Origin of the sequence: Vibrio coralliilyticus ATCC BAA-450, from assembly GCF_000176135.1 — a bacterium.
In the GTDB taxonomy this organism is placed as follows: Bacteria; Pseudomonadota; Gammaproteobacteria; order Enterobacterales; family Vibrionaceae; genus Vibrio; species Vibrio coralliilyticus.
In genome coordinates, this window is record NZ_ACZN01000016.1 from 467,846 (window position 1) to 489,376 (window position 21,531).

The 21,531-nt window shown below is 46.5% G+C and carries 18 protein-coding genes and 1 pseudogene; 11 read left to right on the plus strand and 8 right to left on the minus strand.

The features are described 5' to 3' along the window. Positions 1 to 4: 4 nt before the first annotated feature. Complete coding sequence (locus tag VIC_RS13300) at positions 5 to 1,960, minus strand: alkyl/aryl-sulfatase (protein ID WP_039951919.1); 1,956 nt, start codon at positions 1,958 to 1,960, stop codon at positions 5 to 7. A 602-nt stretch (positions 1,961 to 2,562) separates the two neighbouring features. On the opposite strand from VIC_RS13300, the gene VIC_RS13305 reads away from it, so the two are divergent. Continuing rightward, positions 2,563 to 3,993 (plus strand): NAD-dependent succinate-semialdehyde dehydrogenase, encoded by a 1,431-nt coding sequence (locus VIC_RS13305; protein WP_006960460.1) that lies wholly within the window; start codon positions 2,563 to 2,565, stop codon positions 3,991 to 3,993. Between the two features lie 47 nt (positions 3,994 to 4,040). Here the strand turns inward: VIC_RS13305 and VIC_RS13310 are convergent, their stop codons facing one another. Further along, a complete protein-coding gene (locus tag VIC_RS13310; RefSeq protein WP_006960461.1) occupies positions 4,041 to 4,289 on the minus strand; it encodes a hypothetical protein in 249 nt (82 codons plus the stop codon). Between the two features lie 231 nt (positions 4,290 to 4,520). On the opposite strand from VIC_RS13310, the gene VIC_RS13315 reads away from it, so the two are divergent. The 9 genes from VIC_RS13315 to VIC_RS13355 all read left to right on the plus strand — a co-directional run bounded on the left by VIC_RS13315 (position 4,521) and on the right by VIC_RS13355 (position 12,169). Then, the gene (locus VIC_RS13315; RefSeq protein ID WP_006960462.1) at positions 4,521 to 5,153 is read left to right on the plus strand and encodes a hypothetical protein; all 633 of its coding nucleotides are present in this window, start codon (positions 4,521 to 4,523) and stop codon (positions 5,151 to 5,153) included. Between the two features lie 9 nt (positions 5,154 to 5,162). Next, positions 5,163 to 5,846 carry an ABC transporter ATP-binding protein gene (locus VIC_RS13320; RefSeq protein ID WP_006960463.1) on the plus strand — a complete coding sequence of 228 codons (684 nt, stop codon included), beginning with the start codon at positions 5,163 to 5,165 and terminating at the stop codon, positions 5,844 to 5,846. Further along, complete coding sequence (locus VIC_RS13325; RefSeq protein ID WP_006960464.1) at positions 5,834 to 7,093, plus strand: ABC transporter permease; 1,260 nt, start codon at positions 5,834 to 5,836, stop codon at positions 7,091 to 7,093. Before VIC_RS13320 ends, VIC_RS13325 begins: the two co-directional genes overlap by 13 nt. Beyond that, positions 7,086 to 7,835 (plus strand): outer membrane lipoprotein-sorting protein, encoded by a 750-nt coding sequence (locus VIC_RS13330; protein ID WP_006960465.1) that lies wholly within the window; start codon positions 7,086 to 7,088, stop codon positions 7,833 to 7,835. Before VIC_RS13325 ends, VIC_RS13330 begins: the two co-directional genes overlap by 8 nt. A 34-nt stretch (positions 7,836 to 7,869) precedes the next feature. Continuing rightward, positions 7,870 to 9,102: a hypothetical protein gene (locus VIC_RS13335; RefSeq protein ID WP_050778628.1), complete on the plus strand. Its 1,233-nt coding sequence runs from the start codon at positions 7,870 to 7,872 to the stop codon at positions 9,100 to 9,102. Then, the gene (locus tag VIC_RS13340; RefSeq protein ID WP_006960467.1) at positions 9,102 to 10,160 is read left to right on the plus strand and encodes a sensor histidine kinase; all 1,059 of its coding nucleotides are present in this window, start codon (positions 9,102 to 9,104) and stop codon (positions 10,158 to 10,160) included. The genes VIC_RS13335 and VIC_RS13340 overlap by 1 nt, the downstream gene beginning before the upstream one ends. After that, the gene (locus VIC_RS13345) at positions 10,150 to 10,935 is read left to right on the plus strand and encodes a LytR/AlgR family response regulator transcription factor (RefSeq protein WP_006960468.1); all 786 of its coding nucleotides are present in this window, start codon (positions 10,150 to 10,152) and stop codon (positions 10,933 to 10,935) included. Before VIC_RS13340 ends, VIC_RS13345 begins: the two co-directional genes overlap by 11 nt. 16 nt (positions 10,936 to 10,951) lie before the next feature. After that, entirely contained in the window at positions 10,952 to 11,461 is a 510-nt protein-coding gene (locus VIC_RS13350) for a DUF6653 family protein (protein WP_039951920.1), read from the plus strand. Positions 11,462 to 11,542: 81 nt separating this feature from the next. Further along, on the plus strand, positions 11,543 to 12,169 hold the full coding sequence (locus VIC_RS13355; RefSeq protein WP_006960471.1) for a LysE family translocator: 627 nt from the start codon (positions 11,543 to 11,545) through the stop codon (positions 12,167 to 12,169). 50 nt (positions 12,170 to 12,219) lie between these two features. Here the strand turns inward: VIC_RS13355 and VIC_RS13360 are convergent, their stop codons facing one another. Further along, positions 12,220 to 12,402, minus strand: coding sequence for a hypothetical protein (locus VIC_RS13360; protein ID WP_006960472.1), 183 nt, complete (start codon positions 12,400 to 12,402; stop codon positions 12,220 to 12,222). Between the two features lie 170 nt (positions 12,403 to 12,572). On the opposite strand from VIC_RS13360, the gene VIC_RS13365 reads away from it, so the two are divergent. After that, the gene (locus tag VIC_RS13365; protein WP_006960473.1) at positions 12,573 to 13,187 is read left to right on the plus strand and encodes a DsbA family protein; all 615 of its coding nucleotides are present in this window, start codon (positions 12,573 to 12,575) and stop codon (positions 13,185 to 13,187) included. Here VIC_RS13365 and VIC_RS13370 read toward each other — a convergent pair. From VIC_RS13370 to VIC_RS13390, 5 genes and pseudogenes are all read right to left on the minus strand, one after another. Further along, positions 13,184 to 13,633, minus strand: a complete 450-nt coding sequence (locus VIC_RS13370) for a hypothetical protein (protein ID WP_006960474.1) — start codon at positions 13,631 to 13,633, stop codon at positions 13,184 to 13,186. The genes VIC_RS13365 and VIC_RS13370 overlap by 4 nt on opposite strands. Positions 13,634 to 13,830: 197 nt before the next feature. Further along, positions 13,831 to 15,678: a maltodextrin glucosidase gene (gene malZ / locus VIC_RS13375; RefSeq protein ID WP_006960475.1), complete on the minus strand. Its 1,848-nt coding sequence runs from the start codon at positions 15,676 to 15,678 to the stop codon at positions 13,831 to 13,833. After that, positions 15,675 to 17,469 (minus strand): annotated as a pseudogene (locus tag VIC_RS13380) (alpha-amylase family glycosyl hydrolase). Before VIC_RS13380 ends, malZ begins: the two are co-directional and overlap by 4 nt. Positions 17,470 to 17,640: 171 nt before the next feature. Next, a complete protein-coding gene (locus tag VIC_RS13385; protein ID WP_006960476.1) occupies positions 17,641 to 19,431 on the minus strand; it encodes a M28 family metallopeptidase in 1,791 nt (596 codons plus the stop codon). Positions 19,432 to 19,776: 345 nt separating this feature from the next. Beyond that, complete coding sequence (locus VIC_RS13390; RefSeq protein ID WP_006960477.1) at positions 19,777 to 21,528, minus strand: ABC transporter permease subunit; 1,752 nt, start codon at positions 21,526 to 21,528, stop codon at positions 19,777 to 19,779. Positions 21,529 to 21,531: the final 3 nt, after the last annotated feature.

The window sequence follows — 21,531 nt, forward strand, 5'->3', positions numbered from 1 at the left end:
CTTCCTAGGGTGTCACAATATTGAACCAGAAATTGAAGGTATCAAGCATACCAACAAAATCTTTGAACACTTTCTTATCACCGTTGAGCTTAATATCCCCATTGGAAATAGCCTTCTCAAGAGTGGTTACACCAAGTTGTACGTCATCAAGCGTTGCTTTGGTTAAAGTGAGCGAAACATCTGGATCATCATTGAATTTCGTTGTGTGGTTAAGCACTGAGTTTTCGATATACAAGGTATATTTTTCACCAAGATCGGTGAAATTGATGTTAATGGTGTAGTCCTTGCCTGCCGCTTTTTCTGGAAGCAATCGAACCGCAAGATAGTCGAATAACATCTCCGGTGGCATATTTTTGATGATGTCAGGAGAGGCTGTATTGGTTCCACCTGCAGATGGAGTACCGTTTCTTAATTCATATGCACCTTGTAAGTAGACGGAACGCCAAGGGCCAGACTCAGCTTGATAGCCAAGTTGCTCATAAGTATCAGCCAGTAATGCTTTACCGTTTTTACTTTGAGGGTTTGCAAATACAACGTGTTTTAACACTTCCGCTACCCATCGATATTTTCCGTTATCGAAATCTTGTCTCGCTTTGTCGATGACGGTTCTTTCCCCACCCATATATTCAACATATTTTACCGCAGCATTCGTCGGTGGAAGGTTATTGAGGTCTGATGGATTACCGCTGTACCAACCCATGTAGCGTTGATAGACGGCGCGACTGTTGTGGCGCAGAGTTCCGTAGTAACCACGAGTACTCCAATTATTCTCAATTTCATTTGGGAATTGAATTATTTCAGAGATTTCAGAACCAATGTAACCTTGATTCATTAAGCGAACGGTTTGGTCGTGAGTATATTTGTACATATCGCGTTGAAGCTTGAAGTACTCGACAATTTCTTCTTGTCCCCACATAGGCCAGTGGTGACTTTGGAATTTAACTTCGACTTCGTCGCCCCACATTTCGATGGTTTCATTTAAGTAATGTGACCATTTCAAAGCATCGCGAACTTGTGCACCACGGAGGGTCAATATATTGTGCATGGTATTGGTACTATTTTCAGCCATCCACAGTGCTTTTTTCTCAGGGATCCAAGTATTTATCTCTGTTGGTGCTTCAGACCCTGGTGTGTATTGGAACACCATTTTAATACCATCAACAACGTGCTCTTCACCTGTTTTTTCGATAATCAGAGTTGGGCGAATTAGCGTCGCAAGGCCGGTTGAGGTTGTTTGACCTAAGCCCCCGTTGACACCACCTTCAGGATTACGTGGCAACAGCGCGCCATACATATAAATTGCGCGTCGACCCATTGCATTGCCAGCGATGACGTTTTCAGAAACTGCATGCTCCGTAAATCCGTGTGACGCGATAATCTGTACTTTGCCAGCTTCTACATCGGCTTCATCAACAATACCTCGAACACCGCCAAAGTGATCTATGTGGCTGTGGCTATAGATCACCGCAGTAACAGGGCGCTCACCAAGTTCTGCGTTGATAAATGCTAACGCCGCTTTAGCGGTTTCTTGAGAAATCAACGGATCAAAAACAATCCAACCATTTTCACCTTCAACAAAGGTAATATTGGTCAAGTCATAGCCGCGAACTTGGTAGATACCGTCAGTAACTTTAAATAGGCCGTTTATAACGTTTAGCTGAGCATTACGCCATAAACTAGGGTTAACACTATCCGGGGCTTTGGCATCTAGTGTAATGAACTTTTTATACTCTTCTAAATCCCAGACAACATCCCCATTTTCATTAGTAATGGTGACAACATCTTGCTTGGCGATGAAGCCCTTTTGAGCACGTTCAAAATCTTTGGTGTCTTTAAATGGCAGGGTTTTATAGAGTGCTTGATTAGTATCAATAGTGGCTTGAGTTGCAGGTTTCGACTCTGCTGCGACAACTCCTGTAGACATGACCAACACTAGCAACGAGTTCGTTATATTTCTCATAGAGTGTTCCTTCACTATATGCATGGTTATATTAAATCAGCCTATTAGTAGGTAAATATTTATTGCTAATAGGATTAGTTTTTAATATGCATCAAAATGCACTTCACATAATGACCATACATTAGAAGACATGGTTATGCCACATGATATTCAATTTGGTATATATCTGGAATTCACGCTTTCTAAGAAATAGGCCCCAAACCTCATGTCTTGCTTAAAAACGTATAGAGGATGAATAAACTATATGCACTAGAGTAAATACTTAGCAATACCTCAGCTAATCCGCTATGCACCAATTTAGTCAAATAGGTAACACAGAAATGTCCAATCCTGAGTTGCAGCAAAAACTCCTCAAAGAAAGCAGTTTGTTTTTGATTTGATAACAACGGCTCGCCAATCGGTGAGCAGTGTCAGCGACTTAAACTATGTTTAGGTTTGAAAATTGAAGGCCTAGATAGTGTTGTTAAACCCCTCAAACGTATGTAATTCTAGAGGCACACAAATCGTGGGCTTTATTTCCTAGAGTGAGCAGTTTTTCATCGTCAGAAAATCACCAGTATTCACAGCCCAACCCTCAATAGGCGAAGAACAAGGTAATCACAATGCAGCAAATAGGTAATCAGAGTTTAGTGTCTTTTATGGTGTCGGATCAGGACAGAAGTGTTGCGGTTTATAACCCCGCGACACAAGAGCTGCTGGGTTATGCACCGGTTTCCACTCAGGAGGAAATCGAACAGGGAATCGTTCGGGCTCATAACGCTCAGAAAGAGTGGGCCAAGCTGACTGGCAAGCAGCGAGCTGCCATCCTCCAAGGTTGGTTTCGATTACTGGTTGAAAACCAAGATGACCTCAGCCGTTTAATGACCCTAGAACAAGGCAAGCCACTAGCGGAAGCGAAAGGTGAAGTGCTCTATGGCGCGAGCTTTGTTGAGTGGTTCGCTGAAGAAGCAAAACGCACTTATGGCGAAACCATTCCAGCACCAACACCGGACAAGCGTATGGTGACCATTAAGCAGCCAGTCGGTGTAGCGAGTGCGATTACGCCGTGGAATTTTCCGATAGCGATGATTACTCGCAAAGCCGCTCCCGCGCTTGCCGCAGGTTGTAGCTTTGTGGTGAAACCCGCTGAACTGACGCCGTTGTCTGCGTTTGCGGTAGTGGAACTGGCCTATCAGGCGGGTATTCCTCGCGATGTATTACAAGTGGTTGTAGGTGAAAGTGCGCCAGAAGTTGGGGCGCTGTTTACCTCTCATCCACTGATTCGCAAACTGTCTTTCACGGGTTCAACTCGTGTCGGCAGTCTCCTGATGCAGCAAAGTGCCCACGATATTAAACGCACTTCAATGGAGTTGGGTGGTAACGCCCCTTTCATCGTATTTGATGATGCAGATATAGACGCTGCTGTTGCTGGAGCTGTGGCTTCTAAATTTCGTAATGCAGGCCAGACGTGTGTGTGCGCTAATCGCTTTTATATCCACCGCAATGTATACGATGAATTTGTGGCTAAATTTGATGATGCAGTAAAACAGCTCAAATTGGGTAACGGTTTAGAAGAAGGCGTTAATATTGGGCCTGTTATTAGCCAAGCTGCCAAAGAGGGTATCGAGCGTTTGATTGATGGGGCGATTGAACAAGGGGCGCAGCCTGTTTCTCCCATTGAGCCTCAAAGCGGTCAGTTTATCGCTCCGGTCATCTTAAAGAATGTGACGCAGGATATGGATATAGTCTCGAAAGAGATCTTCGGCCCAGTGGCGCCAGTATTGGCATTTGAGAGTGATGAAGAGTTGATTGAGATGGCGAATGACACCATCTATGGTCTGGCGGCTTACTTCTACAGTGATAATATTCGTCGTATCTGGAAGGTGGCTGAAGCGCTTGAATACGGAATGGTTGGAATTAATGATGGGATTATCTCATCAGAAGTCGCGCCATTTGGCGGCGTCAAACAATCCGGTATTGGCCGAGAAGGAGCCAAACAGGGGATCGATGAGTACATGGATTTGAAATACCTTTGCTTTGGAGGCCTGAGTTAACCTTGCCTCAGCATCTGAATTAAAAAAGCCCGCAATTGCGGGCTTTTTTAATGGCTTTTCTTCGGCCCGTTGCGGACTAAATCCTGACCCGTTTTGAAGATTTCGTCTGTTACCCAACGAGCTAGCAGCAGCTGGTGGTTATCATCCAACACTGCCACAAAGTGGCGGCCATCAGCATTGTTCGTGGCAAGGGCGATACCTGCAATGCCTTCCAGACCAAAACTGCCGTTTTCGACAGCAATAAGAAAAGCTTCTAGCTCTTCGAGATTATCAATGATGCGATCATCACTAAACATAATTTCTTCTCTCTCGTCACATTGAATTTCAATGCGATAACTAATCATGGCGCTACTTTAACGATCATAGCCGTTGATTTCCAGATAAGCCGCAGAGGCTGAACAAAATCTCACCATTCACGCTCTATTTTTACCATTCACGTCTTCCAACCACCGTTCGTCGCATACCCAAGCAGCCTTGCTCATTGCTGATTAACCTTTGAACATCAGCTACGAAGAAGGAACGACAAAATGAAACTGACGCATCAATTAGGTCTGTGTTTACTGGTTAGCGCTCAAGCGGTCGCAGCGCCAAGTGACAAGTTAATAGAGCAATATAATCAAGCCGCTCAAGGCGATGAAGATAAGGTTGAATCCGTTTATGAGCAGCTGCAAGGTCAGATCGAAAGACAAGGCGGTGATGCTCTGACATTGGTCTATCTCGGTAGCTCACAAACCTTGATGGGACGCGATGCTTTTCTTCCTTGGAACAAGATGAAATACGTCGAGCAAGGGCTCGGTACGATTGCCAAAGGGTTGGATATGCTATCGGATGATACAACGCCTGTTCCACTGCAAGAGATTCGTCAGGGGCTACCAGAGTCCCTATTGGCAAGAGCCGTTGCGGCGACGACTTATACATCATTGCCCGACATGTTTAATCATTTCGAACGTGGTTATGAACTGTATTCGGGGCTTCTCTCTGAGCAGGCTTTTAGGTCTCAATCCTTTGATGCGATTGCCTGGGTTTACATCTACGCCATTCAGGCCGCCATACGTGCAGAAGACAGCATACAGGCACAAAAATGGGCACAGGAAATGTCAACGCTCAATGCCCAACATCCGATGACGTTACAAGCGATAGCGATGGCCAATAACGCCTAAGGAGAGAGCATGTTGCAGTTTCAAAATCTAGCCAAGCAGTACCAACTCGGTCAGCAGCGAGTGGAGGCTCTCAGCAACGTCACTGGCGAAATCAGTAATGGTGAAATGGTCGCGCTTTGTGGCCCGTCAGGCTCTGGCAAAAGCACGTTGCTGAATATTCTGGGTTTGCTTGATAGTGAGTATGAAGGTCAGGTTATGTTCGATGGCTCGTTATACCCGAAAGAGCCACAACAATCGGCGCAATTGAGGCGAACCAGCATGGGTTTTGTATTCCAGCGCTTTAACTTGGTTCCCGTAATGAGTGCATGGGAAAACGTGGCGTACCCACTAATGTTGAACGGATACTCTGCCAAACAGCAGCAACGGCTCGCCATGGAAATGCTTGGCAAAGTGGGGCTGGAAGAGTTTGCTCACCATCGACCTGATCATCTCTCGGGTGGTCAACAACAGCGCGTCGCCATTGCACGGGCGCTGGTTCATCAACCCAAACTTGTTATTGCCGATGAGCCAACCGCCAGTCTGGATAGCCATACCGCGCAGCGTGTGATTGAACTGATGAAAACCCTCGGGCATGAATTGGGAACAACCTTCATTGTCGCCACTCATGACCAAAGAATGGCGAATCAATGTGACCGCCCCCTCTCACTGGTGGATGGCAGAATAAGCGAGGAGGCGATGAAATGGGCCAGTTAGTTCCTCAATCAGTGCGCATAGCGTATCTGAATTTGCTGCGAAATCGTCGTCGCAGTGTGCTGTCCGCTCTTATTATCACGATTGCCGTTTTTGCTTTGACGTCAGCGGGTGGGTTTGGGCTTTACACCTATGAATCACTCCAAGAATCAACGGCGCGGGATACGGGGCATCTGACAATCAGCATTCCCGGATTTTTTGAGAAAGATGAAGACATGCCATTGACGAATGGTCTGGAAGACAGCGCTGCGATCTACAAGCAACTGATATCGAATCCGGATATACGAGGCATTCAGCCTAGGATTGAGTTCACAGGGCTGGTCTCAAATGGCAATAAATCGACCATTTTTGTCGGTACTGGCGTGAATGAACGTGAGTTCGATATGAAGGGGCCGTTTCTCGACGTGCGTCAGGGTAAAACTTTGTCTGATATTCGCTCTTCGCGGTATCAACCCTCGGAGCCTGAGGTGATGCTGGGCGTCGATTTGGCCCGTAACCTCAACGTATCAATTGGTGACTGGATCACCGTGCTTGCGACGACGAGCGACGGCGCGCTGAATGCGCTCGATTTTAAAGTTCATGGTATCTATTCAACGGGTGTACCGGACTTAGATAAGCGCCAGCTATACCTGCATATTGAATCGGTACAGGAACTATTGGTGAGTGACAAAGTGAGTACTTTGTCGGTCTTCCTCTACGAAACACAAAACACGTTGAAGCTTCAGAGTTGGGTGGAAGAACAACTCGCTTCTTTGCTACATAGCCAAGCACTGGAAGTCACGCCGTGGCAGCAAAGAGCCTTTTTCTACACCAAAGTGAAAGATTTATACGATCGAATCTTCGGCATTATGGGGGCGGTGATGTCGCTGGTGGTGTTCGTTGCCCTGTTTAACACCATGACGATGTCGGTGACGGAAAGAACGCGAGAAATCGGAACCTTGTCCGCGTTAGGCACATATCCTGCGGAAATCGTGGCGGGCTTTGTGCGCGAAGCCGCATTGTTGGCTGGCATTGGCACACTCTTAGGTGGGCTTCTAACAGCCGTCACCAGTATTGTCCTGATGGTGGTGGATGTGCAAATGCCACCACCACCGGGTCGAACCGACGGTTATCCACTCAATATCTATTTTTCACCCGAGCTACTGAGTTACAGCGCATTGGGTGTCATGGCAATTTGTATTTTCGCTGCGTTTCTTTCCGCCCGAAAGGGTGTCAATAAGCCGATAACGGAGGCATTGACCTATGTTTAAATCACTTTCTATCGTCATCGCATTGAGTCTGTTGAGTGCTGGTGTGTTTGCTAATGACACGGCAACCATGGTCAAAAATGCAGATGCCTACCGCCTTGATACAGCGTCCGCCAAAGTGGTGTCTCTCGTTACCTTGTATAAAAACGGAGAGCTGGATAAAACACGCCAATACAATGTTTATACGCGCCCCGAACGCGAGTCTTTGGTTGTGTTTAAGTCACCAGTTGAATCGGGGCAAAAGATGCTGATGTTGGGAGACAACTATTGGCTAGTGATGCCTAAAAGTCGTCGCCCGATCCGTATAACACCAATGCAAAAGCTACTCGGTGAAGCCTCCGTTGGCGATGTTTCTACTCTCACTTGGAGTCAGGACTACCGAGCGACGCTGACGGCTCAGGAAACCTTGACCATCAATGAGCGGGCAGTGCTGGCAAACCAGCTTTCTCTGCAGTCTGTAACTCAAGGTGCGAGTTACGATCGCATCGAATTATGGTTGGAATCGGAGAGCGATTTCCCGATCAAAGCCGATTTGTACTTAAAATCTGGCAAGCTGGCTAAGCAGGCATTGTTTGAACAGGGTGAGCGCGATGGCCAGTCAAGAGTCGTGAGCATGACCTTGATTGACAAGATTCAGCCAGCGAAGAAAACGGTCATTGAATATCAGCAAGTGACGGCTCATCAACTTGAAGATAAATACTATATTCCGGCATTTTTGACGCGTAACGCACTGTCGGAGCTGTAACGTGACTTACCGTTTGATTTTCGCGTTGGCGGCAATGGTTTCAGGCAGTGGCCTTGCTCAGCCAAGTTTCAACTGGGACTGGACGGTTAGTGTTAGCCAGAGTCAGCACAGAGACTCCGTCTGGTTTGAACCGCATACGGCGTCGCACACTGAGCAGCTAGACGCATTGCTTCGTGTGCAAGCCGAGTGGCAAAATTGGAGCGGCCTGTTAGCAGCAAAGAGTAGTCAACTAGCGTCGAGCAACTCATCCGATTCAACTGACAATGAGTTGATTGTTCAGGAGTTTTTTTGGCAAGGCGTCTGGGAGACTGGCGTACTACCGATTGATATGACGCTGGGTAAAATCCGCCTCGATTGGGGAGTAGGGTATGGATATCGTCCTTTAGATTTGTTCAAACCTTATCGGCGTAACCCAGTGGGAATTCAGGTAGAGGAGGGCGCAGGTGTCGCAATGGCGTCATACTTTGATCCTTCGGGAGAGTGGAGTTTGCTTTACAGCGACTCCAGTTGGACAAAGCAAGAGTCTAGCGAGCTCGAACAGAGAACTGAGCAACAGGGCATTGGTCTGCGTCGTTACTGGTTGGCAGATGAGACGGAATGGCAGGGCATTGCTTACTATGACGACGTGAGACAGGGTTTAATTGGTGGCTCCATGGTGTCTGTTTATGATGCGTCATGGGCATACCACGCTTCTTTTGTGTACCAGAGGGATTATCTAGGGTTTGAGCAGCAAGGGCTCTACTCACCCGTAACTCTTGCTAACAAAAGTAGTGGCTTTCAAGGTTTGGTTGGGCTTAATTGGGCGAGCCAAGCCGGCAATCAAATCATTGTTGAATATTGGTATGACAATCGGGCGTGGAGCAAAGAAGATTGGCGTCAGGGACTGGAAAGAGCGACTGCTTTATCAGAAAGCGCCAACACCGCTGGTCTATCGCATTCGTACGCTCAGGGGCTCAACCATATCAATCTGGCGCAGCATAACGTCATGTTTCATTGGAGTTTGAATCCCACTAGCTGGGGTCAGTGGCAATGGAGTAAAAATGCCTTATGGCTGGAGAATGTAGAGCCAACTTTTGATCTCTTATTATCGCCACAAGACGGCGGTGTCATTGCAACACAGTGGATTAATTACAGTGCTTATGACTCGGGGCAGACTTCGGTCGACGTTGAACTTGCAGCCCGTTTTATGACGGGAAGACATGACTCCGTATATGCAAATCTATCAGATAAGCGTATGATTTTTATAAATCTAAAAGGGAAATTTTGATGACTGACTTTGCTACTCGTTTAACAGACGTATTGAAGAGTTTGGTGTTTACCTCAGTTTTTTGCCTCATCATCGCATTCGCAACACATGCCATCTGGCCGAGCCCGTTTTGGGAGCATATTCTTATCAGTTTCGGCTACGGATATAGCGCAGTATTGAGCTCTCATTTATTGCAGTGGACGAGTGAGCATTGGACTCGGCGTCAGCTGAGCATGTTGTCTATTGGCGCTTCAATGGTGTTTGGTACGACCAATGCCTACTATTGGTTAAGCAAATACGACAAGTTTGCCGACTTCAGCCAGATGAAGCCGGTAATCATTCTTGGGTTTATTTTCTCAGCGGCTTGTTTTCTGTATTTCTATACGCATGAGCAAAAGCTGCAGACTCAAAAGGAGCTGGAACGGGCTCGCCGTATTCAAACGGAGCAGGAGAAAGCACTGCTACTAAGCCAACTGAAGCAGCTGCAAAGTCAGATTGAACCCCACTTCTTGTTTAATACACTGGCTAACATTAGCGTATTGATAGATAGCGATGCGACAAATGCCAAGCTGATGCTGGAGAAACTGACCGAGCTATTACGCGGGACGTTACAACGCAGTCGTCAGTACAACACGACCTTAAAAGGCGAATTAGAGCTGGTGGATGCTTACCTTGCCATTCAAAAAATACGGCTCGGAGAACGCTTGAATTATGAAATCTCCGACCATTGTTTGGGGGACCTCAATATACCGCCTCTGTTGGTTCAACCGCTAGTGGAGAACGCAGTACAACATGGCATTGAGCCCAGCTCTGTCGGTGGAAAAATAACAGTAGAGGTTGCTGAAAATCAGGATAGTGTGACCATTTCTGTTATCGACAACGGGATTGGTTTTAGCGATACGCCTAGTCATGCTGGGCAAGGTATTGGGCTGGACAATATTCGTCATCGGCTCACCACTTTGTTTGGTCAACATGCGTCACTGAACCTGAAAGAGAATGCATCGGGTGGTGTGATTGCTCAGTTGTCTGTACAACGTCGCTCATTGGAGAAACTTGAGGAAAACATGGATGCAAACTGATCTTCTTACGGCAGTCATTGCCGACGATGAGCCGTTGCTGCGCCGTCATCTTAATCAGGCGCTTGCTGAGTATTGGCCTGAACTCGATATTGTCGGGCAGGCTGCGAATGGTGAACAAGCCCTTGAAATGATCGAGCAACATCAGCCTCAAGTGGTATTTCTGGATATAAAAATGCCCGGGCTGGATGGTATGTCACTGGCAAAGAAGCTCTCTAAGCGTGATTGCCAACTTCATATTGTGTTTGTAACGGCGTATGACGAATACGCTGTCCAAGCTTTTGAAACTAATGCGGTGGATTACCTGCTTAAACCTGTCTCTGATTCTCGCCTTATCCAATGCGTTGAAAAACTGAAAGCGCGGCTAAGCAGTGCTGAACCCGCGACAGAGCTTGGTACTTTGTTGAATCAGATTCAGCAGCTCAACGCGCCCGCTCAGCCGAAATACTTAAGTTGGATTAGAGCAAGCAAAGGTGAAGAGATCCACCTCATTGCTTTGTCTGAGGTGCTTTACTTCAAAGCGGAAGACAAATACGTCTCTCTGTACAAACGAGAACAGGGCAACAAAGTTGAGTATGTGCTGCGAACGTCACTTAAGGAACTACTGGCTCAGCTTGATCCGGATTTGTTTTGGCAAGTGCACCGCTCGAGTGTGGTTAACGTCTCGATGATAGACAAAGTGAAGAAAGATTTTACCGGTAAAATGGTTGCGGTAATTGGTGACGACAGCATTCCCATCAGCAGAGCGATGCAAAGCAAATTTACCAGTATGTGGTAATGGAAGGAGATCAAAAGTGGATATCTTTAAGTGGACTGAGAAAATGATGGGAATGGATGAAGAGGCGTGGCAGCGACATGCGAGTCCGCTCAGCGTTTATTCTCGATTTACGATATTGCCGCTGCTCTCATTATCGATTTGGTCAAAAGAATGGATCGGCGTCTGGTCGACACTCCCGATTTTTATCTCTATTGCTTGGGTCTGGCTCAACCCTCGCGTTTTCTCAGCGCCAAAAAACACTAACAGTTGGGCGTCTATCGGAACCTTCGGAGAGCGGATTTATTTGCAACGATCAAAAGTTAAGATACCGGGGCACCATCTGAGGATGTGTAACCTGCTGAGTACGCTTTCTGCGCTTGGTGTACCTATTCTGATATACGGTTTGTATACCTTGGATGTTGGTATCGTCGTATTGGGGAATTTCTGGGTAATGGCATTCAAAGCATGGTTTGTCGATCGCATGGTCTGGATTTACATGGATCTAAAAGATACGGATCCTGAGTATGCCAGTTGGCTAAAATTATAGTGGGTTTGAATGCTGCAAGGCGATTGTATTTTTATACAATAATGTTACTTTTCAGTAACCCACTATGTATGAGGCACAGCCATGACCGTTGAAAGTGCGATCACCTTCTTTATCGCTATGTTGATCTTTAGCATCACACCTGGGCCGGGCGTATTTGCCATCGTTGCTCGTGCTATGGTTTCAGGCGCAAAACACTGTATTTCTCTTTCTGCTGGAATGGTTGCCAGCGACGTTATCTATCTCCTTTTAGCCTGCTTGGGTTTGGCCGCAATAGCTGAAAACTGGGCAACGCTGTTTGTGGTGATTCGTTACGTCGGTGCGGCTTACCTCATCTATCTCGGTTATAAGATGATCAAAGCACTGCCTCAGGCCAGTGAAGCGATTCAACAGGATCAAACACCAAAAGCTCCGTCTCATATCGCCGGATTTGTACAGGGCTTTCTTATCTCGGCTTCAAACCCTAAAGTGATCCTATTCTATATTTCATTCCTGCCAACGTTTATGGACTTAACCGTTCTTAATAGTCAGGATATTGCACTGGCTGCGGTATTAAGCATTGTTGCTCTGATGACAGGGTTAATGATGATAGCGATTGGTGCAGGGCGACTGGTTAAAGTGTTGAAAACTCCAAGTGCTCAACGCAAGCTGAATCAAGGGGCTGGTGGCGTGATGATTGCTGCTGGTACTTACCTCGCAATCAATAAATAGACAGATAAAAAACAAGCGCTTAGCAATGGGGGTTGCTAAGCGCTTGTTGTTTAAACACTCTGAACTAACAGTTCAATAAGTTCGTCTTCTGTTTCAGGTATTTTGTTAAATTCTACACTCACATCCGCGCCGCCCTTGAGCATATACGCTTTACTGGTACAGTGATCATGGTGAAACCATTTACCACCTACACAAACGTCAGTGTAACATCTTGGGTCTTTTTTCAGTTCCATGGGCATCCCTCTTGTTAATCTCCGTAACATTATGTCAACATAAATGATGTAATGACTTTGTTAAAATGATCTCGATCAAGCAGAGGTAACAATTACCTCTATGGGGTTAAAGGAAATAGACGAATTGGTGATGTAGACCCTGATTCGCTACTCAGTATAAGGATGAACTCATGCAAGCTGCCAAACTCTACTACGTTTACGACCCTATGTGTTCTTGGTGTTGGGGTTATAAACCCACTTGGGAAAAAATCCAGAGTGCGTTAGCTGATGAGGTGACAGTGCAATATGTGGTTGGAGGGTTGGCGCCAGACTCTATTGAGCCTATGCCCATCGCCATGCGTGAACAAATTGCCTCATATTGGAAGAAGATCGAAAACTATCTAGGCACTGAGTTCAACTATGACTTCTGGACAAAAAACACCCCTAAGCGCTCAACTTATCCTTCTTGTCGAGCAGTGTTAGCGGCACGCAAGCAGGGAGCGGAGAAAGAGATGCTACGCGCCATTCAGCACGCTTATTACCTTCAAGCACGAAACCCGAGTGACAGTGAAGTATTGATTGCGATAGCAGCGGAGGTTGGGCTTGATGAAGCGCAGTTCTTGCGAGATTTTCAGTCTGAAGCTCTAAACCAACAATTCATGGAGGAGCTGGGTTTCGCTCGCTCTATCGGTGGGAATAGTTTCCCATCCTTGTTTGTAGAGACGGCCAATGGTGTGGTCGAGCTGCCCGTTGATTATGAATCTGCCCAAGATACCATTGAGCAGATTCATCGTTTAATGGCTTAGGCTAATTGCGCGGGCTTTTTCTGCTTCATAACGTCTCGGATACTCATGCTCATTAGTATCAAGTTGGTGAAGCCCGCAATCAATTCAACAATCTGAACGATGTAAAACGTGCTGTTAAACTGCCCAGCGCTTGCAAGATAGTGAAGGTAGATGGCTGCCGGCGTCAGAACCAGCAAACCATTTAACGCAATTAAGGGCATGCGTTTTTTCTTTGCTGCAATCGGCCCTCTTGTGACCTTTGGTGCCATCTTAGCCCCCGTAATACCCGCCAATGCCATGGTTGGAATCAAAAACCATATTGCATAGAAGATGTATGTCTTAACGCTTGCGATCTGAGCAAGACTGCCAAATAGTCCCACATAAAGCGTGCTAGTAAAGAAGCTTAGAATCATCATAAAGCCACTTAAGGCGGCTGCTTTATGTATTGTTCGAATCCAGTTTTTCATCTTAATTACCTTTGCTTTATCTGTATGGGATGATTTAAATTTACAAAACAACAGTTGCAATTGCAACTGTTGTTTTTGCACTTAAATTGAAAATAGCAAATGTGAAAGGTAATAGATTGATTATTAAAAAGATTAAACTTTAAACGAAATAGCATTGCCCAGAGATATCTGGGCAATCGGGTTCTATAAGACGTGTATTAGCGTTCGCTTTCGATAAGAATTGAAGAGACGGGTTCAAGCTGAATCGAGATTTCACTGTTGCTGACCGCCACCTTTTGCTTTGTCATGGTATTGAAGAAAGTTGGGTTGGTGATATTCAGTTTCCAGACAGGCAGGGTGAGCGACTTTACATTATTCCCCAAATTGAAAGCTGCGATCACACATTGTCCAGCGAGTTGGCGAGCATAGGCAAAGCTTGTGTCATCTTGGTAGAGCAGCACAAAATCACCTTCTTGTAGAGCCGGTTGAGTTTTACGGATCTCAATCAGTTGCTTGATAAAAGGTAAATAGGTGTTGTGGACTACCTCTTCCCAAGGCATACATCGGCGATTGTCTGGATCATGGCTTCCCTCCATGCCTAGTTCTGTACCGTAATAGAGACAAGGTGTGCCAACGTAGCTAAACAACAAAGTTGCAGCCAGTCTGAACAGCCTAGGATCGTGTTTAACCAACTCCATAAATCGTGCAGTATCGTGGCTGTCTAATTGATTTAACTGGCTAAGTTGATTCAACCAAGGAACTTTCGCTCTGGCTTCGGACAACCAATTGAGAAACTCAGGTACGGATATTGATATTGGATCAAAGGCAATGTCGAGATTGGCAAGCAGGGCACGCAGTGGGTGAGCGAAACCATAGTAGTTCATCGCACCGTCTTCCTGATCGCCTTGTAGCCACTGAGTCGCTTCAAAGAAGTGTTCACCAAGAACATAGCAATCAGGATTGACGGATTTAGCCGCTTGGCGAAACGCTTTGACATAGTGCTGGTTATTCTTAGCACCTTGTCCTTCACCGAGCATATGGATTACGTCGAACCGCCAACCATCAATAGAATAGGGCGGTTTTAGCCAGTGTTTGATGACGGCATCGTCACCGAGGTAAATGTAATTTCTTACGCGGCTGTTTTCAAAATTGAGGACAGGCAGTGACTTAATCCCTTTCCACCCCTCGTAGTGGCGGCTTTCTCCTTCAAAAAGGTAGTAATCGCGATATTCAGAGTGAGTTCCTTGGTAGGCGCCCACTTCGGGATGCAAGCCTTGCAGATTGAACCATGGGTGCTCTGTTGAGGTGTGATTGAAAACCGCATCCAACATGATTTTCATATCGCGCTGATGGATTTGTTGGCAGAGTTCGGCGAAATGTTGGTTGCTCCCAAGGTGTGGGTCGACATTCAGATAGTCGCTGGTATCGTACTTGTGGTTGCTTGGAGCGCCAAAAATGGGATTAAGATATAAAGCAGTGATGCCAAGTGTTTCAAGGTAATCCAGCTTTTGCTCAACACCGTGCAAATCACCGCCATAGAACTCGCAGCCAGCATTGCCGTTACTCACATCAACAGGCTCTCCCCATTGTTTAGCAACGACGTTTCTTGTTCCTCCTGAAACTTTGTATTCGCCAGTCTTAACACTGATGTCAGAGTTTCCATTACAGAATCGGTCGGGGAATATCTGATAGAACACCTGCTTGTTGACCCAAGCCGGAGGTTGATGCTTAGAGTTGAACTTAAAATGGGTCTCTCTTGGCGGCATACGTGTATGGAGGCCTTTTGCATCTAACCAAAGCTGACGCTGGGGCATGAGAATCTTAAACGCGTAACGAGTGAGGTCTTGGTCTGAGTTGGCAGTGATTGATGCGGTCCAGAAGGTAAGATGATGTGTTTCACCATCGGGCTGCATTTCTACAAGATACTCTTCATTGTCAGGTTCGTGACGGACCAAGACTTTGTCCAACTCAATGCCTTTCTCTATTGCAAGCTTGAGGGTTAGTGTGTCGTTGGTAACGCGAAACCAGTCTTTACTTTGACCATGAAAGATAAATGGATGTGTCATAACTTTTGTTCCGAATCAGGGGCGACAAGCTCTAGAAACAGGCTTGCCAGTGGGGGAAGCAGCATAGAAATGGAAGCTGATGTTTGAGTCACATTCAGGGTGTACTCCGAGTCACTCATCCTATCTATCCAACGATATTGTCCGGGAAGCAGCTGCCAGTCAGTAATGAGCGAGTAAGGGAGAATCAGTTCGACTTGTTTACCTTGTTGTGCGCTGAAATTGGCAACAACAATCAGCTTTTGTTCTTCACTGGCTCTGGCGAAAGCGAACAACTGATCTTGCATTTCGCCGAAATTGTCAAAGTTCGCAGCGTAAAGGTCGTGATAGTCTCCCAATAGGGCAGGGCTTTTTAACGTCAGGTTAAGCAGCTTTTGGTAGAAGGTTCTCAGTGCTTTTTCATCCTCACTCAGTTGGCCTCCGTCAAAAGCGCCATGGTTCATCCAACGCTGATGGTGAGGGACGCCCACATAGTCGAATATCGACGTGCGGCTAGGTGTGCCAAATCCACCGAACTCCGCCCCAGGTTCACCGACTTCCTGACCAAAATAGATCATGCTAGGGGAACTTGATAGGCAAGTAGACACCAACATGGCGGGTTTGCCTTTTTGAGCACACCCCGAAAATTCAGGCGAAGCAAGTCTCTGTTCATCATGATTATCGAGAAAGTGCAGCATATGGTGCTCAATATCGCGCAGCTGATACTCAATACGGCCAATCTCTCGCGTAGAACCGTGACCTTGTACAATTGATTTCAACTGGGTCATAGAGATCAACCTTGTCGTAGAGGTAATCCATTTTTCCGAGCTGGATATAGTCGCGATAAAGTTCCGGCTGATAGACTTCAGCCATCAGAAAGGCATCTTGGTTAGCCACTTTTATCGAAGAGTTAAGATAGCTCCAGAACTCGACAGGCACCATTTCGGCCATATCGTAACGAAAGCCATCGACGCCTTTTTCAAGCCAGTAAAGTGCGATATCCCGAAACTTTTTCCACGAATCGGGAACGGATTTATCCTGCCAGAATTGATGGTGCTCAGAATGAGGCTTAAAGCGGTATTCCTCTGGCAAGATAGGAAAGTCTTTGCTGCCGTCAGGGCGAACACCATAATTGATTTTTACTGTCTCGTACCAATCATCAATGGACGGTTGAGCTTTCCTTGATCCATTGCCGGTCCATTTCGCCGGAAACTCCTGATAAGGCGTCTCCAAGTGTGGATGCACGTCTCCTCCAAGGATCTTTTCAGGCGATAATTCGCTTGGCAGTTCAAAAGGAGCATCTGGAATATAGTAGAAGTTGTTGTCTTTGTGATAACCGACATTGGTGTCATCGTGAGCTCCAAAATCTTCCACACCTGAAGGGTTGTTTAACCCTTTATAAACCCGAGCCACATGATTAGGTACGATGTCGATGATCACTTTGAGGCCAGCATTGTGGGTGCGACTGATTAAATCGTCGAATTCCTGGTTTCGTCGACTGGGATCATCAGCTAGATCTGGGTTGACCGAGTAGTAATCCTTTACCGCGTAAGGAGAGCCTGCACGGCCTTTGACAACCGAAGGGTGATCATTGTCGATTCCTACATGCGTGTAATCATTGACTAGAGCATGATGTGGTACGCCAGTAAACCAGATGTGTGTGATGCCCAAATCACGAATTTCATTTAAAGCCTTTTCAGTAAAGTGACTGAACTTGCCAACCCCATTGGTATCTATGTTGCCCCATGGCTGATTGGTGGTATTCGTGTTGCCAAACAGACGGGTAAAGACCTGATAAATATTGTACTTCTTCATTCAACAATCTAACCATTCTTATTGAGGTTGATTTAAGGCTAGTGGAAGTTGATGGGGTTTGACTCCTCCTTTTGGCGAGAGTGTGGGGCGTAGAAAGACGCTCAGTGGTGAAAACGTGAGATAGAACGAAAAACGCCGTGCGAGGCACGGCGTTTGTATTACGAAAGGTGATTATTTTAGGTCTTGATCAAAGTCACCGTGGAAGTGATCGTGGTCAGAGACGCTGTCGGCTGCTTTAAGTCTTTCGCCAATGCGTAGTTTCTCTTTTGGCGCTTCACCAGTAGAGAAGGCACGTTGTGCTTTCACTTCTGGTTCTGCCGGCTGCTCTGGGAACAACTGTTTGCTCATCGCGTAGTAAGTTGTTACGTAAGCAAGTGACTGAGTATTGGTGTAAAGCGCGTTCTGGTTAACGTTATTCACGTCATCACACGCCTGGTGGTAACACTTATCGTAAGACACATCGATGTCACCGCCGAATTTCTCAACTTCTTCAGCTGTTTTCACTTTCTCTGCACCAGTGAACAGGCCACCAAATGCAACACCCCAGTCAGCGAAACCTGCGTAGTCAGAACGTTTCGACAGAGCTTGAGGAATGGTCGCTTCTTCTTTATCAGTAAAGAACTCCTGGAAGATAGACTCGATGTCAGATGTGCCGTATGGCGGTTTGAAATCACCAGTGTAAGCGTTATCTGGGCTGTCTTTAGTATCAGACAAGTCGCCGTCCATCACACCATAGATGTAGTTCGGTGAACCAATCATGTCGAAGTTCAGGTACAGCTTCACTTTATTGAGCTCAGTGTAACGAGCTTCAACCAGTTCTACTTGCTCAGGCGTTAGCTCACTTGGATCTTTCAAACCAAGTTCTTCAAGAATCTGAGCTTGTGCGTCATTGTAGATTGGTTGGAACAAGTCATTGGTGTAGTACTCAGAGCCTACTAGACCTGCTTCTTCAGCTGCCCACCATGCGAAGCGAACTTTGTTCTTAACTGGTACTTCAAGCTCAGATAGGGTCACGGCGTATTCAAGTAGGCCAGCCGTACCTGTGCCGTTATCGTTGATACCTGGACCTTCTGGAACAGAGTCGAGGTGAGCACCAAGCATGACGACTTGATCGTCGTTACCGCGAGGGGTTTCTGCAAGAATGTTTTGCGTTACGACGTCTTCATCTTTCACATTGACCGTAAGATTTGCCAATACCGTTTCAGATTGTGCTTTGTTGTACCACTCTTGACCAAGATCGAAGCGCGCGCCCAAAGCGGCGATTGTCGCTTTCGTATCACTGCCTAGCGTGCCGTTAACGACAGATTTTCTGCCTTCATCGTTGCCTTGGTTGAAGACGATAACCGCTTTCGCTCCTGCGTTTTCTGCGTTGACAACTTTTGCGTCAAATGCACAGCCACCACGCTGGATAACGGCAATCTTGCCTGCTACGTCTTTGCCTGTGAAGTCAGATGCTTCACAGCCATCAGTGCTGTCGTAATCGGGTGCATCAAAGCGGAAGTCTGGTGTAATGAACGCGAGCTCGCCACTGACCTGGCCATTGGAGTTACCTGAGTAAGACATGACGGCGAAGTCTGCTTCAACACCTTCATCGGCTTCACGTACGCTGATGAGATCTTTGCCATCGACGTTGGCTTTCGTGCCTGCTAGCTCTTCCCAAGCGCGGAAGTCAAACTCTTGTGTAGTAACGATGTAGCCATGTTCTTTCATGGTTTCGACAATGAACTCAACCGAGTTGGCGTAACCTTTGGTGCCTGCTGCACGAGTAATGGAATTGCCATCTGTAGTGGCAGAAGCCAAACCTTCTAGTGTCACTAGGTGGCTGACGACTTCATCTCTATCGATGTTTTCACTGACGTATTTTGCCACCTCACGTGGATCGTCCCAGAAACACCCCGATAGCATGGTGGTACTGATAACAGTCGCGAGAATGGATTTTTTTGTTGTTATGCTTACTTGCATGTGTGACTCCTTTTTAAACAATCCATTCAATTCTTCACAAAAGATTAAGTTATAAAAATGTTAAAATTAACATATTTTATAAAAATGAATGCATATCAAATAATAAAAATGAGAAAGATGTAATTCATAGGTAGAGCTAATGTTCTAGATCTCAAAATCAACATTTTCAATTAGTTATGAGATTTTTATGGTCTTTTAATTGATAAGTTTGTTATCTGGCAAACTGTGATACATGGCAATATGATATGCAGTTAAATTCATATTAATTTTTACTGTTAGCTGCATAGTTGTGTAATTGATAGGTGGTGGGAGATGGAGGAATCGATGATTAGAAGCGACTCATTCCTAATCATCGAACAATAGATTGATTGCTATTGCCATCAAAACTAAACCTGAGATTGGCAGCAAGACACCCAATGGCGAGCGCTCTATGTAAGGCAGATTCTCTGCAATCAATAAGCCCCACTCAGGTTCTGGCGGTTTAACGCCAAGTCCGATAAAACTCAGAGAAGTCAGGCTGAGCGTAATGTACGGCAAACGTAGAAACGCGTGACGAATCAATGGCGGTAGCACATAAGGCAACAAGTAGTAACGGAGTACCCGCCACTGACTGGTTCCCCAAATTGGCGCAAGATGCGTATAAGGCTGCGCTTTGGCCTCCATCAACAAGCTTGCACAGTGCGCGGCTAATGGTGCCCACGACACCATAACAATCGCAATCAAAGCACTGTTTGGATTCATCCCCGTTAGGCCAGCAATCAGCAGACCCGCCACAATGTATGGCACACCTTTGGTGATCTCAATTAAGCCTTGGCTATAACGAGTCACGAAGCCGAGCAGCAAACCAATCACCAAACTTAGGAACGTTGCGATGATGCCCATTTTGATAGTCGACATCATACCGCCACCAACACGAGCAAGCAGATCTCGACCAATTGCATCGGCACCAAACGGTGCTACTAAGCTTGGCGATTCAAGGCGGGTAAATTGGATGGTGTAAGGATCGAGCATTAACGCCCACCCCGCACAACCAATCAGCAAGGCAAAGATTGTCGCACTGACGATACGTTTGGTGGTGCTTTGGGTAAAACGGAACGTACTGTGACTGCTGATCAACTTGCCACTTGTGACACTGTGCCCGAGTAACCAGCGTTGCAATAAGATGCTCGCACTGCTGATCAGCATCGAGAACACCAGCAACACCAACAAGCCTCCTTGCAACATCGGCAGATCTTGTGACTTCGCCGCGCCTAAAATTAGTCGTCCGATACCCGGAATGGAGAACACCTGTTCCACAGCAACCGCGCCGCCGGTCAAACCAATCACCGTCATTGCGATTTGAGGAATCAAGTTACTAACGGCACGCCACAAGGCAAAGCGTAAGATTTGAAACTGACGGACGTTCGCCGATAGCCAAGTGATCACCCAAGGTTCATCTAATACACGCTTGAGGCTGTCATTGAGCAAGCGACCGAACAAGCCAGCAGCAGGCAATGCCATTGCCAAACTTGGTAGCCAGAGGTTTTGCACGCCTTGCCAACCATAAGGCGGGAACCAGCCCAACCAAATGGAAAACACCATGATCAGCAATGAAGCAATCACGTACTCAGGCAATGAAACCAACACCGAACTGAGCGTGTCATGATGTTTGTCTAAACGATTCTGTTGCCAACGACGCACAGTGTAAAGCACGCTCGCCATGCACATTACAAATGCCATACCTAACGCTGTAACCATCAGTAATAGCGACGTTTTTGCGGTTTGTTGAACGCTCTCCATTACGGATGCGCCACTCACCCAAGAGACACCTAAGTCACCTTGCATGGCAAGCGTCAACCAATCCCACAGTCGCTCAGCAGCGCTGCGGTCAAGTTGAAGATCCTCTCGAATTGCTTGCAGAGCTTCTGCCGTCAGCAATTGTTGAGCACCCGCACGAGCACGGAGGATTGATTGGCTTGGATCGATACCGGCAATATCCGGCATCAAACCCACCAAAACAACCACTACCCCGAGAGACAGGAAGCGCGACAAAAAACGCGTAAACCATTCAGGCATACAAGCGCTCCAACGAGAGCGCATGTTGGCAACAGACGACATCGA

Bases quoted from the DNA above. Each gene is read 5' to 3' on its own strand.
- VIC_RS13300 (WP_039951919.1), bottom strand. From the start codon at position 1,960: ATGAGAAATATAACGAACTCGTTGCTAGTGTTGGTCATGTCTACAGGA.
- VIC_RS13365 (WP_006960473.1), top strand. From the start codon at position 12,573: ATGCAAGCTGCCAAACTCTACTACGTTTACGACCCTATGTGTTCTTGG.
- VIC_RS13325 (WP_006960464.1), top strand. From the start codon at position 5,834: ATGGGCCAGTTAGTTCCTCAATCAGTGCGCATAGCGTATCTGAATTTG.
- VIC_RS13355 (WP_006960471.1), top strand. From the start codon at position 11,543: ATGACCGTTGAAAGTGCGATCACCTTCTTTATCGCTATGTTGATCTTT.
- malZ (WP_006960475.1), bottom strand. From the start codon at position 15,678: ATGACACATCCATTTATCTTTCATGGTCAAAGTAAAGACTGGTTTCGC.
- VIC_RS13345 (WP_006960468.1), top strand. From the start codon at position 10,150: ATGCAAACTGATCTTCTTACGGCAGTCATTGCCGACGATGAGCCGTTG.
- VIC_RS13340 (WP_006960467.1), top strand. From the start codon at position 9,102: ATGACTGACTTTGCTACTCGTTTAACAGACGTATTGAAGAGTTTGGTG.
- VIC_RS13370 (WP_006960474.1), bottom strand. From the start codon at position 13,633: ATGAAAAACTGGATTCGAACAATACATAAAGCAGCCGCCTTAAGTGGC.
- VIC_RS13315 (WP_006960462.1), top strand. From the start codon at position 4,521: ATGAAACTGACGCATCAATTAGGTCTGTGTTTACTGGTTAGCGCTCAA.
- VIC_RS13320 (WP_006960463.1), top strand. From the start codon at position 5,163: ATGTTGCAGTTTCAAAATCTAGCCAAGCAGTACCAACTCGGTCAGCAG.
- VIC_RS13310 (WP_006960461.1), bottom strand. From the start codon at position 4,289: ATGTTTAGTGATGATCGCATCATTGATAATCTCGAAGAGCTAGAAGCT.
- VIC_RS13385 (WP_006960476.1), bottom strand. From the start codon at position 19,431: ATGCAAGTAAGCATAACAACAAAAAAATCCATTCTCGCGACTGTTATC.
- VIC_RS13335 (WP_050778628.1), top strand. From the start codon at position 7,870: ATGGTTTCAGGCAGTGGCCTTGCTCAGCCAAGTTTCAACTGGGACTGG.
- VIC_RS13360 (WP_006960472.1), bottom strand. From the start codon at position 12,402: ATGGAACTGAAAAAAGACCCAAGATGTTACACTGACGTTTGTGTAGGT.
- VIC_RS13390 (WP_006960477.1), bottom strand. From the start codon at position 21,528: ATGTCGTCTGTTGCCAACATGCGCTCTCGTTGGAGCGCTTGTATGCCT.
- VIC_RS13305 (WP_006960460.1), top strand. From the start codon at position 2,563: ATGCAGCAAATAGGTAATCAGAGTTTAGTGTCTTTTATGGTGTCGGAT.
- VIC_RS13330 (WP_006960465.1), top strand. From the start codon at position 7,086: ATGTTTAAATCACTTTCTATCGTCATCGCATTGAGTCTGTTGAGTGCT.